Below are 14,504 nucleotides of genomic sequence, written 5' to 3' on the forward strand. Positions count from 1 at the left end.
GGCCGGCCGACGCTGCAAGGGTGAACGAAATTAGCTTGGGTGACGTCACGGTCACCCGTGTCATGGAGTACTTCGGATCGGTCGAACTGTCTCCGGACGTCTTCTTCCCGGACAGCCGGCCACAGGACTGGGTCGACCATCGGGAGTTGCTGACGCCCGACTTCTACGATCCCGGTTCGAACATGTGCGTCAACGCATTGCAGACCTGGGTGCTGCGCAGCGACGGCAAGACGGTGCTGATCGACACCGGAGCGGGCAACGGGAGAGAACGCCCCGGGTCGGTCTGGCACCACAGGCACACCCAGTACCTGACCAATCTCGAGCGGGCCGGCGTACGGCCCGAGGATGTCGACGTGGTCGTCAACACCCACCTGCACAACGATCACGTGGGCTGGAACACCCGGCTGGACAACGACGAATGGGTACCGACCTTCCCCAACGCCACCTACCTGATGTCGCGTGCCGACTTCGACTTCTGGAATCCGGTCAACGGCAACACGTCTCGCCTCAGTGATGTCGCGCGCCTCGTGTTCGAGGACAGTGTGGCGCCGGTCGACCGCGCCGGCCTCGTCGAGCTCTGGGACGGTCACCTCGACATCGACGCCAATCTCCGCCTGGACCTGGCTCCGGGCCACACCCCGGGCTCATCACTGCTGACGCTGAGTTCCGGTTCTGACAGGGCGGTATTCGTCGGCGATCTGCTGCACAACCCGCTGCAGTTCCTCCATCCCGACGTCAACAGCTGCTTCTGCGAGGACCCGCAGCAGGCCAGGGCCACCCGTCGCAGGGTGCTCGGTCACGCGGCCGATACGGCGACGCTGGTGTTCCCCGCCCATCTCGGAGGTCATGGCGCGGCCGAGATACGCCATCGGGGAACCGGATTCGAGATCGTAGAGTGGGCGGCATTCCCGCGAGTCACCGATGTGTGAGACCCTCGTCGACACCGCGTCCGGCATCGTCCGGGGCCGACGCGGGCCGAGCGGCTCGGTGTTCCTCGGTGTCCCCTTCGCCGCAGCGCCCGTCGGGCCCGCACGGTTCGCCGCGCCTGCGCCACATGCCGGCTGGACCGGGGTGCGTGACGCGCTCGACCACGGACCGGCGGCACCGCAGAAGCCGCGCGACGGCTTCGGTTCCCTCGACATGTCGCCGTTTTTCGGTGAGGTCCGAACAGGTGACCCCGAGTACCTGACGGTGAACATCTGGGCGCCGCCGGATGCCGACGGGTGCCCGGTGATGGTGTTCGTGCACGGCGGCGGGTTCGTGTCCGGCTGCACGCGTTCGCCGCTGTACGACGGCGCCGCCTTCGCGCGCGACGGCGTGGTGCTGGTGACCGTCACGTATCGGCTCGGCGTCATCGGATTCCTCGACATTCCGGGGGCACCCCGCAACCGCGGACTTCTGGACGTGCTGGCGGCCCTGCAGTGGGTGAGAGTCAACATCGCGGCGTTCGGCGGGGATGCGGAGAACGTGACCCTGTTCGGCCAGTCGGCGGGTGCCACGCTCGTCGGCGCGCTACTCACCATCGGCGACACCGCGACGCTGATTCGGCGGGCGATCATGCAGAGCGGCAACGGAACTGGAGCTTTCACCTCGGACCAGGCCGCCCGCGTCACCCATCGCGCCGGCCCATGTCTGGGTGCGCCTGCGAGTCTGGGCACTCTCGCCGCACTGTCCGATCGCGACCTCGCAGATCTCACGGTCGCGCTGACCGGAGTCGACCTGCGCACTCCCGAACACCTCGACCCGCTGCTGGGGCTCAGCCCGTGCAGCGTCGTCCTCGACCGCCAACCCGCGGACTCGCTGGCCGACGGACACGGCTCCGCGATCCCGCTTCTCATCGGCACCAACGCCGAGGAAGGCAACCTGTATCTGGCGCCGGAGGGAGCACTCGACGACTCGACCGAGCAGGACCTCATAGCGCTGGCCGCGCGCTGCCAGGCGGACCCCGGCGGTGCGGTCGCGCGCTACCGGAGCCATCACCCTGACGCGGGGTGGGGCACACTCCGAGCGATCATGATGGGTGACGCGCTCTTCGTCGACGGAAGCGCCCGACTGGCCGAGGCACACGAGAGCCGGAGAGAGGCGTCCCTGCATCGGTATCGATTCGCCTGGCGCTCCGGGGCGCTCGACGGTCGCCTCGGTGCCGCTCACACGGTCGAGCTGCCTTTCGTGTTCGACCACACCGACGAGCCGGTGCTGCACGGGGTCGCCGGCCTCCTCGGGCCCGCCGCTGCGCCGTCGGCTCTCGCCGCCGAGATGCACGGCGCCTGGGTTCGGTACGCGTCCTCTGGCACACCGGGGTGGACATCGTGGGCGACCCATGAGTTCACCGGGTGATCCCGCCCGCGTCGGGCCACCGTCCTCAGCTTCGCGGGTCCTGTCCGCGCCCCGGCGCGGTGAGCTCCCGGTGCTCGACGCGATCACCCCCGGCCCGTTTGGCCTGATACATGGCGGCATCGGCGGTGGCGATCATCCGGTCGAGGAACTCTGGGTCGGTGGCGCCGTGATCGTCGACGTGGTCGTCGAGCAGCGCCGTGCAGGTGCCGAGGCTCGCGGTGATGTCGAACGGCAGCGCTGCGATGCTCCTGCGGACCGCGTTCGTGGTCTCCGCGTGCCCCGACGGCGCGGCCGTGTCGGCGACGACGAATTCCTCCCCGCCGAGACGGCAGAGGACGGCCTCCTCACCGCAGATTCGCCTGAGCACGTCGCCCACCTCGGCGAGTGCTCGATCTCCCGCCGCGTGGCCGCGGGAGTCGTTGAGGCCTTTGAAGTCGTCGAGGTCGATCATCGTGACGTTCACCGCCGTGCCGCTCTGTATGCCGCCGCGATCCCCCGCGATCAGCTCTCGGAGAGCCTGGTAGAACGAGCGCCGGTTCAGCAGACCTGTGAGCGAGTCGCGGCCGGACTCCGCCAGGTCGGCGTGCAGGGAGTGGACCAGCGAATAGATGCCGAACGGCACGCCGACGTTGAGTGCCACCACGGTGACCGTCGCGGCGATGGTCACCGCGACGTCGCCGCTGTCGAGCACGAGCCGGGTCGCGGTGATCACGACGCAGACGGCCGCGACGGCGCTGTTGCCCAGCACATCGGCCAGCCGGTGGAAGTACGCGAGGAATCCGCCGAGCACGGCGAACATCACACATCCCATGAGACCCGCGTATGCGTACGACATCGACACCGAACCCACGGCGATGCAGGCACAACACACCATGTTGTAGATCAAGGACCGCGTGCGGCTGGGCCAGCCGGGCAGCCACACCGTGGAGACGACGATCGCGCTGACGCCGGCGGCGATCGACGCGGCCCTCGCGACCGGCGTCGACGGGCCGACGGGGCTGGTGAGAAGAATCAGCGGCAACACGCCCAGCATGCAAGTGAATGCGAAAACAGCTATCCGCCAGCGCTTTTCAAGGCCATGACCGCGCAAGTACGCGCTGAACGCGTCGAATCGGCCAACTTGGTGCCACCACCCAGGCATGCATGGGTCCCGTCAGGTTCGCTAGTCGTGCTACAGATGTATTCTGCCTGCTCCCAGCCGGGTCGTGCGCATCAAATGCTGACCGGTGCACCGAGGCGCTCGCCGCGGCGAGCGAACCCGCCGCAGCGACGTTAGGGTTTTCCATGTCTTTCACGCCCGAGGGCACGGCCACCACCATCGCCTCACGCCTGCTCGACGTCATCGACACCGACATCCTCCCGTTGACCGAACGCGGAGTTTCCGGCGGCAACAAGGTCTTCGGCGCTGCGCTCCTGCGGAAATCGGACCTGTCCGTGGTGATCGCGGGCACCAACGACGAGACGGCCAACCCGTTGTGGCACGGCGAGATCAACACCCTGCGCCAGTTCTACGAGCGCACCGACCGGCCGTCGACGAAAGACCTGATCTTCCTCACCACGCACGAACCGTGCACGCTGTGCATGTCGGCGATCACGTGGGCGGGCTTCGACAACTACTACTACTTCTACAGCCACGAGGATTCCCGCGACAGTTTCGCGATCCCCCACGATCTGACGATCCTCAAAGAGGTGTTCGGCCTGGACCCGGGCGGGTACCGCCGCACCAATGCGTTCTGGACGGCGTACGCGATCGTCGACCTGATCGAGGCCGAAGCCGAGCCGCTTCGCTCGACGCTGCTGGCCCGGCGGGACAGTATCCGCGCCCGCTACGACTCACTGTCGACGCAATATCAGGACACCAAGAGCGGCAACGACATTCCGCTGAACTAGCCGGGGCCGGTCCGACGCCGTCGACTACAGCAAGGCGGTGCGCAGGTGCGGGACCAAATCGCCGCGCTCGCCGACTGCGACATCGGAGAGGCCGAGCCAACCCGCCATCTGCTGCAGCTCTACGGCGAGCTCGCCGGCCACATGCGCCTGGTCGTGGCCCTCCTCGGTGAAGGCGCCGACGACCTGCAGGGCGCCGGCGGCCCGATCGGCCTTGAGGTCGACACGTCCGACCAGCCGTCCGTCGAGCAGGAACGGCCACACGTAGTAGCCGAACTGGCGTTTGGGAGCCGGGGTGTAGATCTCGATGCGGTAGTGGAAGCCGAACAGCCGCTCGACGCGGGGGCGGAAAAAGATCAGCGGGTCGAACGGGCAGAGCAACGCCGTGCCGCGGTCGCGTCGCGGCACGATCTGACCGGCGCGCAGATACGTCGGCGCCGCCCACCCCTCGACCTCGACGGGCTCCAGTTCCCCGTCGGCCACCAGCGCCGCGATGGCCGGTTTGACCTGCCGGGCGCTGAGCCGGAAGTAGTCACGGATATCGGCCTCGGTCGCGATGCCCAGCGCGGTGGCTGCGCGCAGCGCGAGCTCGCGCACCGCTTCCGGCTCACTCACCTGCCGGGCCACGACGTCGGGCGGAAGGACCCGCTCGGTCAGGTCGTAGTGCCGGGCGAATCCGATCCGCGTTGCGGTGGTCAGCACACCGGAGGCCCACAGCGCTTCGGCGACCCACTTCGTGTCGCTGCGGTCCCACCACGGGCCTTTGCGTCCCCGCGGCTCGGATTCCAGATGGGCCTCGATCTGCCCGGCGGTGGCCGGCCCGAGCTCGGTGATCGCGGCGACGACGTCCTCGGCGAGCCTGGCGTTGCGCTTGACGATCTCCACACCCCAGCGGCCGTGCTCGTACTCGGCCATCCGCCAGCGCATCAACGGCCAGTCGTCGACGGCCATCAGTGCGGCCTCGTGAGCCCAGTACTCGACGAGCAACCGCGGCAAGCGGGCCGAATGACTCCACGCCGCGCGGTCCACCAGGTCACGGTCGTAGGGGCCGAGGCGGCTGAACACCGGCGCGTAATGGGCCCGCACCGCCACCGAGACCGAGTCCAGCTGCAGCACCTGGATCCGGGCGATCAGCCGCTTGAGGTGGGCGCGGGTGACCGGACCGGCCGGCCTGGCCTCGCCGAACCCCTGCGCCGCGACGGCCACCCTGCGCGCCTGCGCAGCGGTGATCATGCCCGCAGGTAGGTGGCGAACCGGTAGCGCAGGCCCGACGAACTGTCCTGCCAGCTGCCCACCGTGCCCACCCAGCGTTCGTCGAGCACCGGCGCGAGCGCGTCCTCGTCCTCCCGCCGCAGATCGATGTCGATCTCGGTGACCTCACACCGCGTCGCCCGCGGAAGCGTCAACCCGTAGACCTCCGACCCGCCGATCACCCATGCGTCCTCGAGCGCAATCCCGTCGAGCTCCGTCACCGTCTCTGCCCCGTCAGCCACGTAGTCAGCATGCCGGGTGAGTACGACATTTCTGCGCCCCGGCAACGGCCGGAACCTCTCCGGCAGGGATTCCCACGTCCGGCGGCCCATGATCACGGTGTGGCCCATGGTGAGGTCTTTGAAGCGGGCCATGTCTTCGGGTAGCTGCCAAGGGATGCCGTTGTCCCGGCCGATCACCCCGGAGCTCGATTGCGCCCAGATCAGGCTCAGGCCCACTAGACAGCCACCGGCGCCTTGATCGCCGGATGCGGATCGTAGTTCTTGACGACCACATCCTCATAGGTGTAGTCGAAGATCGAATCACGATGCGCCAGAATGAGTTCGGGGTACGGACGCGGCTCGCGAGACAGCTGCTCGGTGACCTGGTCGACGTGGTTGTCGTAGATGTGGCAGTCGCCGCCGGTCCAGATGAAGTCGCCGACGTCCAAGCCTGCCTGAGCGGCCATCATGTGGGTCAGAAGCGCATAGCTGGCGATGTTGAACGGCACGCCGAGGAACAGGTCCGCGCTGCGCTGATACAGCTGGCAGCTGAGCCTGCCGTCGGCGACGTAGAACTGGAAGAACGCGTGGCACGGCGGCAGCGCCATCTGCGGGATCTCCCCGACGTTCCATGCCGAGACGATGTTGCGACGGCTGTCCGGATCTGTGCGAAGCAGGTCCAGCGCCGCGCTGATCTGGTCGATGTGATCACCGGACGGAGTGGGCCACGATCGCCACTGAACGCCGTAGACGGGACCGAGATCCCCTGTCGGCGAGGCCCATTCGTCCCAGATGGTGACACCGTGGTCCTGCAGCCAGCGCACGTTGGAATCGCCGCGCAGGAACCACAGCAACTCGTAGACGATCGACTTGGTGTGCACCTTCTTGGTGGTGATCAAAGGGAAGCCGGCGCCCAGGTCGTACCGCAGCTGATGACCGAACACGCTGCGGGTGCCGGTGCCGGTGCGATCGGATTTCGCGGTTCCCTGCTCGAGCACCAGACGCAGGAGGTCCTCGTACGGCGTCGGGATCGGCACGGCCCATAGCTTACGGGCCGCGGTCGGGAGTACAACGGAACCCATGCCGAGGATCACCGACACTGTCACCACCGCTGATGGCTCCTGCCCGGTCAGCCTGCACACGCCCGACGGGGACGGGCCGTGGCCGGGCATCATCATGTACCCCGATGCCGGCGGCACCCGGGCGACGTTCCGGGCGATGGCGGACAAGCTGGCCGGGCACGGCTACGCGGTCCTGGTGCCCGACGTGTACTACCGCGACGGCGAGTGGGCGCCGTTCTCGATGGCCACCGTGTTCGACGACGAGGCGGAACGCACCCGACTCTTCGCGATGATGGGCAAGGTCACGCCGGAGGTCATGGCGTCTGACGCCACCGCGTTCTTCGATTACCTGGCCGCCCGTCCAGAGGTGCGCGGCGATGCATTCGGGACGACGGGTTACTGCATGGGTGGGCGGACCTCGCTGACCGTGGCAGGCCTGGTGCCCGAGCGGGTGGCTGCGGCGATGTCCTTCCACGGTGGCGGCCTGGTCACCGACGAGCCGAACAGCCCGCACCGGCTCGCCGAACGGATGCGGGCCGCGATCTATGTCGGCGCCGCCAAGAACGACCGGTCGTTCACGGTCGACGACGGTGAAGCCCTGGACAAGGCGCTCACCGCCGCTGGGATCGAGCACACCGTCGAGTTCTACGACGCCTTTCACGGCTTCGCCGTCCCCGACAACGGCCCCTACGACGAGCCGGCCGCACGCCGGCACTGGGAGGCGATGCGGTCGTTTTACGGCGCTCACCTAGGGTGATCGGCGTGTATGACCAGACCTTCAGTGAATCGGTGTTCGGCGAACACGGCACCCGGATAGATCCGGTGCTCGCGCGCAGCTGGCTGCTCGTCAACGGCGCGCAGTACGAGCGGTTCGCACCCGCCGAGGAATCGCGGGCCGACATCGTGGTGCTCGACATCGAAGACGCCGTCGCTCCGAAGGACAAGGTCAGGGCTCGCGACAACGTGACGCGCTGGCTGGCCGACGGACATTCCGACTGGGTGCGGGTGAACGGCTTCGGCACCGAATGGTGGGCCGGTGACCTCGACATGCTCGCAGGCACCTCGGTCGGCGGCGTGATGCTGGCAATGGTCGAGTCGGTCGATCACGTCACCGAGACCGCCAAGCGACTGCCGAACGTGCCGGTCGTTGCGCTCGTCGAAACGGCTCGGGGACTGGAACGCATCACCGAGATCGCTTCGGCCAAGGGCACTTTCCGGTTGGCGTTCGGTATCGGAGACTTCCGGCGCGACACTGGTTTCGGCGACAACCCGACCACGTTGGCCTACGCCCGGTCGCGCTTCACGATCGCTGCCAAGGCCGCCCACCTTCCGGGCGCCATCGACGGGCCCACAGTCGGTTCTTCTGCCCTCCGACTCAGCGAGGCGACAGCAGTGTCGGCGGAGTTCGGCATGACCGGCAAGATCTGCCTGACCCCGGACCAGTGCCCCACGGTCAACGAGGGGTTGTCCCCGTCACTCGAGGAGATCAGCTGGGCCAAGGAATTCCTCCTCGAGTTCGAACGCGACGGCGGTGAGATCCGCAACGGCTCAGACCTTCCGAGGATCGCGCGGGCGAACAAGATCCTCGATCTGGCGCGCGCCTACGGAATCGAGCCCTCGGATTTCGACGACGTCGACGATCCCGTGCACATCCCGGCTCCGTCGGACACCTACCACTACTGACGGCGTCCTACTACTGAGATCTGCGGCGCTTGTTGAGGAATGTCGCCAGCCCGCGCAGGATGCCGCGGGCGGCGTAGACGCCTGCGAGGATCGACAGCACGATCATCACCACGAACATGAGCACCCAGTTCGTCCGTGAGTGGTCGACGTTCCACCACACGATCGTGAAGAGCACCGCGCAGATGAAGACGACGATGTCGCGCCAGTTGCCTTCGTAGGACGCGGCGAGCTGACGGAGTTCGCGGTTCTTGTCGACGGCGGCGATCAGATCATCGATACGTATGTCGATGACACGCTGGAGTTCCGCTCGCCGCTCCACCTGCTCGGCGGGGATCCGATCGAGAAGGTCCATGTCCTTGGCGATCAACGCGCGCACGTCCGGCGGGCGCAGGTTGCCGGCGGCGACACCGAGCAGAGCACCACCGGCGATCGGGGCGCCGGCGAGCGCGATTTCGGCGAGACCAGGCATAGGTGCTCCTCTCCATCGGGCGCAGCATACCGACGGTCAATCCATCAGCGAAGCAGCAAGTGTCGCGCCGAGATTCCAGCACGCCTCGAGGTCGTCCTTGGTGGGTTTGCCTGAGACGACGACGAATTCCGCGGCCTTGACCCATCCCAATCCAGCGGTGATCGCATCCACCGCTCGCTCGGCCCCCTCGGTGCCTTCGTTGCCGTGCAGCCAGAACCCGAACGGCCGCCCCCGACCTGAGTCCAGTAGGGGGTAGTAGCTCTGGTCGAAGGCGTGCTTGAGCGCACCGGAGATGTAGCCGAGATTCGCGGGGCTGCCGAGGAGATACCCGTCGGCCTCGAGCATCTCGGCCGGCGACACTGTCAGTGCCGGCCGTCGGATGACGTCGACGCCCTCGATGGCCGGGTCGGTCGCGCCGGCCAGCACCGCCTCGAACATCTCCTGGCAGTGCGGCGACGGCACGTGATGCACGATGAGCAGCGTCTTGCTCACCGCTTGCTCACCGTGCCGCCTCTTCCATCTGCATCGCCTTCTTCATCGTTTCGCGGGCGCGACTGCGGTCCCCGGCGTAGTCGTAGGCGCGGGCCAACCGGTACCAGCGGCGCCAGTCGTCGGGCTGCGCTTCGACTTCGTCTCGGACAGTGGCGAACAACGCGTCGGCGGCGTCGCGTTGGATGCGACCCGACTGCCTACGGGGCAGGTCGCTGATGTCGAGTTCCATGCCCTGTTCGCGGGCGAGCCGAGCCAACCGTTGATGCGCGAGACCCGCGCGCAGAGTGGCGATAAGCGCCCAGGCGCCGACGACGGGCAGGATCAGGATGGCGACGCCCAGTCCGATGGGGGCTGCTTCACCGGACCTGATCAGGATGATCGCGGCCCGGCCGAGCAGCACGAAGTACACCACGAGCGCCACGCTCATGAAGCCGATGAGCAGCTGGGTGCGCAGCGCGCGCTTGCCGGCGTTCATGCCAGGTCGAGCAGCGGTTCCAGGCCGACGGTCAGGCCGGGATGGTCGCGGATCTTCCGAACGGCGAGCAGGACGCCGGGGACGAACGAGGTGCGGTCGATGCTGTCGTGCCGGATGGTGAGGGTCTCCCCCTGGGTGCCGAAGAGGACTTCCTGGTGGGCGACCAGTCCGGCGAGCCGGATGGAGTGCACCGGGATGCCGTCGACGTCGGCACCGCGGGCGCCGTCGAGGCCGGTGCTGGTGGCATCGGGGTTGGGCGGCATGCCTTTTCGCGCTTCGGCGATGAGCTTGGCGGTGCGGGCCGCCGTGCCTGACGGCGCGTCGGCCTTGTGAGGATGGTGCAGTTCGATCACCTCGACGGACTCGAAGTACTTCGCAGCCTGCTGGGCGAAGTGCATCGACAACACGGCGCCGATCGCGAAGTTCGGGGCGATCAGGACTGACGCGCCGGGCTTCTCGTCGAGCCAGGCGCGCACCTGGTCCAGGCGCTCGTCGGTGAACCCGGTGGTGCCGACAACGGCGTGAATCCCGTTGTCGATGAGGAACTTCAGGTTGTCCATGACGACGCTGGGGTGGGTGAAGTCGATGACGACCTCGGTGTCGGTGTCGGTGAGCGACGAGAGTGAGTCTCCCGCGTCGACACCGACGGTGAACGTGAGATCGTCAGCGGCCTCGACGCCTGCCACCATCGCGGCGCCGACCTTGCCCTTTGCGCCCAGCACTCCGACTCGCATGCGCCGAGCCTAACGTGTCGGCGGGCGACCCAGTTTTTGTCGGTGAGTCGAACTAGTGTTCGAATTATGGATGTGGTTGCCGACGCGATAGGGGTGGTGCGGGGTCAGTTGGCGATCCTGCAGGACGCCTGCGACGCGTTGTCGCATCGCGAGCTGGTGGCCTTGATGGCCGAGGTGACGACGTTCGTGCGATCGATGCCGGCGTTGGAGCATCAGATCCTGGCCCGGTTGGTGGCCGAGACGGAGCCGCGGCGGTTGGGTGAGGCGTCGTGGAAGAAGGTGCTGACCACCGCGCTGCGGGTCTCCGAACGCGACGCCAAACGCCGCCTCGCCGAGGCCGCAGCGTTGGGTCCGCGGCAGGCGTTGACTGGGGAGGCGTTGGCGCCGGTGTGGGAGGCCACCGCGGCCGCGCAGGCCGCGGGCGCCCTGGATGCCGATCATGTCGCAGTCATCAGCAAGTTCCATGATGGGTTGCCGGTGTGGGTCGATGTGGACACCCGCACGGCCGCCGACCGGCAGTTGGCGTCGCTCGCCGCGGATCGGTTGGCGGCGATGATCGACGCCGACGGTCCCGAACCCGCCGACGCCGACCGCGCCCGCCGGCGCGGCATCCAGTTGGGTGCCCAGCAGCCTGACGGGATGAGCCGGCTCACCGGCTGGATCACCCCGGAGTTCCGGGCGCACTACGAGGCGATCCAGGTCAAACTCGCCGCACCGGGCATGTGCAACCCCGACGACGAAACCCCCTGCGTCGACGGCGAACCCGATGAGGAGCAAGCCCGCACTGACTCCAGGAGCGCGGCGCAGCGCAAACACGATGCGTGGCTCGCGGTCGGACGGATGGCACTGTCGTCCGGAGACCTCGGTTCGCACAACGGGTTACCGGTCACCGTCATCGTCTCGACCACGCTGCAAGAACTGGAGAAGGGTGCGGGGGTGGCGGTCACCGGCGGCGGGTCGCTGCTCCCGATGGCCGATCTGATCCGCCTGGCCTCCCACGCGCACCACTACCTATCAGTGTTCGATCAGCACACCAACCAGCCGCTGTATCTGGGGCGTACCAAGAGATTGGCGAGCCCGGCGCAGCGGATCATGCTGCACTCCTCGGCCCGCGGCTGCACGAGACCCGGTTGTACGGTGCCCGGCTACTGGTCCCAGGTCCACCACATCGACGACTGGAAGGCCGGCGGGCCGACTGACATCACCAACCTCACCCTCGCGTGCGGGCCCGACAACCGGATGGTCGAGCAGACCGGCTGGACCACCCGCATCAACCAGCGAGGCCAAGTCGAATGGCTCCCCCCACCCGACCTCGACACCGGCGGGCGCCGCAGTGCGCGGCCAGTCAATGGCTACCACCACCCCCAACGCCACCTCCTGCCCGAAGACGACCACGGACCGTAGCGGCGGGGTTACTGTCGACCGCATGAAGGTCGCCATCACCGCCGGCATCGTCGCCGCGGGGTTCGTTCTGGCCGCGCCCGCGGGCGCCGTTCCGAGCTACGGCAGCAACGGTGTCTTCGGCGTGACCACCCAACCGCGCGACGGCTGGTCGACGGCATTCATCCCGCCGGGCCGCTACCGGGTCGACCAATCGCCCAGCATGCAGCCCTACCAGAGTCCGCCGGGGTTCTGGTTCCGCTGTCGCGACTTCCCGTGCATCGGCGGCAACATCATCGGAACCGGAGACGCGCTCCGCGACGCCCCGACGTTCGTCGACATCCTGCCGACCGACGTGGCGATTTCTCTGCACAACGTAACCCTCACTCCCGCTTGACATCACAGCGGCGAGGCGCCGCGCAGGTGCTCGAAGATCAGCGACGTCTGCGTGCCCGCCACGTCCGCGTCGGCATTGAGGTTCTCCACCACGAACTTTCGCAAGTCGTCGGTGTCGCGGGCAGCGACGTGCAGGAGGAAGTCGTCGGCGCCGGCGAGGAAGTACACATCCATCACCTGGGGCTTGCGCCGGATCTGACCAATGAAATTGCGGATCTTGCCGCGCGCATTCGCTTGCAGACTCACCGAGATCATCGCCTGCAGCGTCAACCCGATCGCGGCGGGGTCGATGTCGGCGTAGAAGCCGCGGATGACGCCGAGTTCGGACAACCGGCGCACCCGCCCGTGACACGTGGACGGCGCGATGCCGACGAGGTCGGCCAGTGCGCTGTTGGGCAGCCGGGCGTCGGAGTGCAGGGCGGTCAGGATGCGTCGGTCGACGTCGTCGATGATCGGCCGAACATCCTTCGATGAGGCCTGCGGTGAAGCAGGCGTGCCCGATGATTCTTCATCCATAGCGGAACCATACCGAATCTTCATCATAAATCTTGTGCTGATACCGAGCTTTCTTCACACTTGAGAGAACTTTCCCCGAGTTCAGGAGTCGAAAATGCGTGTCGGTGTGCCGACCGAGATCAAGAACAACGAGTACCGGGTCGCGATCACGCCCGCCGGCGTGGCAGAGCTGACCCAGCGCGGGCACGACGTGCTCGTGCAGGCGGGAGCCGGGGAGGGATCGGCGATCACCGACGGCGACTTCAAGGCCGCCGGCGCGCAGATCGTCGCCGACGCCGACACGGTGTGGGGCGAAGCGGACCTGCTCCTCAAGGTGAAGGAACCCATCGAACCGGAGTACGCGAAGATGCGGGCCGGCCAGACACTGTTCACCTACCTGCACCTGGCCGCCTCCAAGCCGTGCACCGACGCGCTCATCGCATCCGGCACCACCTCCATCGCGTACGAGACCGTGCAGACCGCCGACGGGGCGCTGCCGCTTTTGGCTCCGATGAGCGAGGTCGCGGGCCGGCTCTCGGCACAGGTCGGCGCCTACCACTTGATGCGCACCCAGGGCGGGCGCGGCGTTCTGATGGGCGGCGTTCCCGGTGTGGCTCCGGCCAAGGTCGTCGTGATCGGTGGCGGCATGGCCGGTGACAACGCCGCAGCCGTGGCCTGGGGCATGGGCGCCCACGTGACGGTGTTCGACCTGAACATCAACACCCTGCGCAAGATCGACGCCGAATACGGCGGCGCCATCGAGACCCGCTACTCGTCCAGCCTGGATCTCGAGGCCGCGGTCACCGAGGCCGATCTGGTGATCGGCGCGGTGCTGATCCCGGGCGCGAAGGCCCCCAAACTCGTCACGAATGCGACTGTCGCAGCGATGAAGTCGGGCGCGGTGCTGGTCGATATCGCGATCGATCAGGGCGGCTGCTTCGAGGACTCGCGACCCACCACGCACGACGATCCCACCTTCGCCGTGCACGACACGGTGTTCTACTGCGTGGCCAACATGCCCGGCGCGGTGCCGCGCACCTCGACCTATGCCCTGACCAACGCGACCATGCCGTACGTCCTCAAGCTCGCGGGTAAGGGCTGGCGCGACGCGTGCCGGGCCGATGCCGCCCTAGCCAAGGGTCTCTCGACGCACGACGGGGCGCTGCTCTCCGAGCAGGTCGCCAACGACCTCGGTCTGCCGTTCACCGATCCGGCCGGCCTGCTGGCCTGACGCCGCTTCAGAACATCTGTCCGTCGACGTAGAACCAGCGACGGGCTCTCACAGCGAACCGGGACCGCTCATGCAGCGTCCCGGTTCGTTGGCTTTCCGGGTCGGTGAACGTCGCCCGGAACTCGACGGTGCTCTCGTCGACGTGGAGGACGTCGAGCCCGGTCCACCGCACCTCGGGGTCGATCGACACCTGCTCGGGACGGGTCCGCGGGTGCCACGTACGCCACAGGTAGTCGGTATCGCCGACGGCGAACGCGGTGTAGCGCGAGCGCATCAACTCCTCGGCTGTCCGCGCCTGCTGCTCCCCTCGCAGCAGAGGCAGGCAGCACTGCTCTGCAGCCACACCGCGGCCACACCGGCACAGAGAATCCGACATGCCTGCAGTCTGCCCC

Annotated in this window: 18 protein-coding genes; 8 read left to right on the plus strand and 10 right to left on the minus strand. The window is 67.6% G+C overall.

Annotation, left to right across the window (positions count from 1 at the left end; genetic code table 11):
• The first annotated feature begins 20 nt into the window (after nt 1–20).
• Together ACZYYX_RS22155 and ACZYYX_RS22160 are read left to right on the plus strand one after the other, a co-directional pair.
• On the plus strand, nt 21–929 hold the full coding sequence (locus ACZYYX_RS22155) for an MBL fold metallo-hydrolase (protein WP_463816777.1): 909 nt from the start codon (nt 21–23) through the stop codon (nt 927–929).
• The gene (locus tag ACZYYX_RS22160; RefSeq protein ID WP_463816778.1) at nt 922–2,337 is read left to right on the plus strand and encodes a carboxylesterase/lipase family protein; all 1,416 of its coding nucleotides are present in this window, start codon (nt 922–924) and stop codon (nt 2,335–2,337) included. The genes ACZYYX_RS22155 and ACZYYX_RS22160 overlap by 8 nt, the downstream gene beginning before the upstream one ends.
• A gap of 25 nt (nt 2,338–2,362) precedes the next feature.
• Here ACZYYX_RS22160 and ACZYYX_RS22165 read toward each other — a convergent pair whose 3' ends face one another.
• The gene (locus ACZYYX_RS22165) at nt 2,363–3,370 is read right to left on the minus strand and encodes a GGDEF domain-containing protein (protein ID WP_463816779.1); all 1,008 of its coding nucleotides are present in this window, start codon (nt 3,368–3,370) and stop codon (nt 2,363–2,365) included.
• A 251-nt stretch (nt 3,371–3,621) separates the two neighbouring features.
• Between ACZYYX_RS22165 and ACZYYX_RS22170 the strand changes: the two genes are divergently transcribed.
• The gene (locus ACZYYX_RS22170) at nt 3,622–4,227 is read left to right on the plus strand and encodes a deaminase (RefSeq protein ID WP_463816780.1); all 606 of its coding nucleotides are present in this window, start codon (nt 3,622–3,624) and stop codon (nt 4,225–4,227) included.
• A 24-nt stretch (nt 4,228–4,251) separates the two neighbouring features.
• On the opposite strand, the gene ACZYYX_RS22175 is transcribed toward ACZYYX_RS22170, so the two are convergent.
• The 3 genes from ACZYYX_RS22175 to ACZYYX_RS22185 are packed head-to-tail and all read right to left on the minus strand — an operon-like array spanning nt 4,252 to nt 6,733.
• Nucleotides 4,252–5,457 carry a winged helix-turn-helix domain-containing protein gene (locus tag ACZYYX_RS22175; RefSeq protein ID WP_463816781.1) on the minus strand — a complete coding sequence of 402 codons (1,206 nt, stop codon included), beginning with the start codon at nt 5,455–5,457 and terminating at the stop codon, nt 4,252–4,254.
• Nucleotides 5,454–5,933: a dihydrofolate reductase gene (locus ACZYYX_RS22180; RefSeq protein ID WP_463816782.1), complete on the minus strand. Its 480-nt coding sequence runs from the start codon at nt 5,931–5,933 to the stop codon at nt 5,454–5,456. Before ACZYYX_RS22180 ends, ACZYYX_RS22175 begins: the two co-directional genes overlap by 4 nt.
• Nucleotides 5,933–6,733, minus strand: a complete 801-nt coding sequence (locus ACZYYX_RS22185; protein WP_463816783.1) for a thymidylate synthase — start codon at nt 6,731–6,733, stop codon at nt 5,933–5,935. The genes ACZYYX_RS22180 and ACZYYX_RS22185 overlap by 1 nt, the downstream gene beginning before the upstream one ends.
• 43 nt (nt 6,734–6,776) lie before the next feature.
• On the opposite strand from ACZYYX_RS22185, the gene ACZYYX_RS22190 reads away from it, so the two are divergent.
• Nucleotides 6,777–7,514 (plus strand): dienelactone hydrolase family protein, encoded by a 738-nt coding sequence (locus tag ACZYYX_RS22190; RefSeq protein ID WP_463816784.1) that lies wholly within the window; start codon nt 6,777–6,779, stop codon nt 7,512–7,514.
• Between the two features lie 5 nt (nt 7,515–7,519).
• A complete protein-coding gene (locus tag ACZYYX_RS22195; protein WP_463816785.1) occupies nt 7,520–8,440 on the plus strand; it encodes an HpcH/HpaI aldolase/citrate lyase family protein in 921 nt (306 codons plus the stop codon).
• A gap of 10 nt (nt 8,441–8,450) precedes the next feature.
• On the opposite strand, the gene ACZYYX_RS22200 is transcribed toward ACZYYX_RS22195, so the two are convergent.
• From ACZYYX_RS22200 to dapB, 4 genes are all read right to left on the minus strand, one after another.
• Nucleotides 8,451–8,909 (minus strand): hypothetical protein, encoded by a 459-nt coding sequence (locus tag ACZYYX_RS22200; protein WP_463816786.1) that lies wholly within the window; start codon nt 8,907–8,909, stop codon nt 8,451–8,453.
• Between the two features lie 36 nt (nt 8,910–8,945).
• Nucleotides 8,946–9,347: a flavodoxin family protein gene (locus ACZYYX_RS22205; protein ID WP_463817179.1), complete on the minus strand. Its 402-nt coding sequence runs from the start codon at nt 9,345–9,347 to the stop codon at nt 8,946–8,948.
• 61 nt (nt 9,348–9,408) lie between these two features.
• Nucleotides 9,409–9,876, minus strand: coding sequence for a hypothetical protein (locus ACZYYX_RS22210; protein ID WP_463816787.1), 468 nt, complete (start codon nt 9,874–9,876; stop codon nt 9,409–9,411).
• Nucleotides 9,873–10,610 carry a 4-hydroxy-tetrahydrodipicolinate reductase gene (gene dapB, locus ACZYYX_RS22215; protein ID WP_463816788.1) on the minus strand — a complete coding sequence of 246 codons (738 nt, stop codon included), beginning with the start codon at nt 10,608–10,610 and terminating at the stop codon, nt 9,873–9,875. The genes ACZYYX_RS22210 and dapB overlap by 4 nt, the downstream gene beginning before the upstream one ends.
• Before the next feature lie 66 nt (nt 10,611–10,676).
• Between dapB and ACZYYX_RS22220 the strand changes: the two genes are divergently transcribed.
• Nucleotides 10,677–12,014 carry an HNH endonuclease signature motif containing protein gene (locus ACZYYX_RS22220; RefSeq protein ID WP_463816789.1) on the plus strand — a complete coding sequence of 446 codons (1,338 nt, stop codon included), beginning with the start codon at nt 10,677–10,679 and terminating at the stop codon, nt 12,012–12,014.
• 22 nt (nt 12,015–12,036) lie between these two features.
• Nucleotides 12,037–12,387, plus strand: a complete 351-nt coding sequence (locus ACZYYX_RS22225; RefSeq protein WP_463816790.1) for a hypothetical protein — start codon at nt 12,037–12,039, stop codon at nt 12,385–12,387.
• A 2-nt stretch (nt 12,388–12,389) separates the two neighbouring features.
• On the opposite strand, the gene aldR is transcribed toward ACZYYX_RS22225, so the two are convergent.
• Nucleotides 12,390–12,902, minus strand: a complete 513-nt coding sequence (gene aldR, locus ACZYYX_RS22230; RefSeq protein ID WP_463816791.1) for an HTH-type transcriptional regulator AldR — start codon at nt 12,900–12,902, stop codon at nt 12,390–12,392.
• A 94-nt stretch (nt 12,903–12,996) separates the two neighbouring features.
• On the opposite strand from aldR, the gene ald reads away from it, so the two are divergent.
• Nucleotides 12,997–14,112: an alanine dehydrogenase gene (gene ald, locus ACZYYX_RS22235; RefSeq protein ID WP_463816792.1), complete on the plus strand. Its 1,116-nt coding sequence runs from the start codon at nt 12,997–12,999 to the stop codon at nt 14,110–14,112.
• Between the two features lie 7 nt (nt 14,113–14,119).
• On the opposite strand, the gene ACZYYX_RS22240 is transcribed toward ald, so the two are convergent.
• Nucleotides 14,120–14,488 (minus strand): YchJ family protein, encoded by a 369-nt coding sequence (locus ACZYYX_RS22240; RefSeq protein WP_463816793.1) that lies wholly within the window; start codon nt 14,486–14,488, stop codon nt 14,120–14,122.
• Nucleotides 14,489–14,504 lie beyond the last annotated feature (16 nt).

Source organism: Mycobacterium sp. IDUB_1, assembly GCF_055419625.1.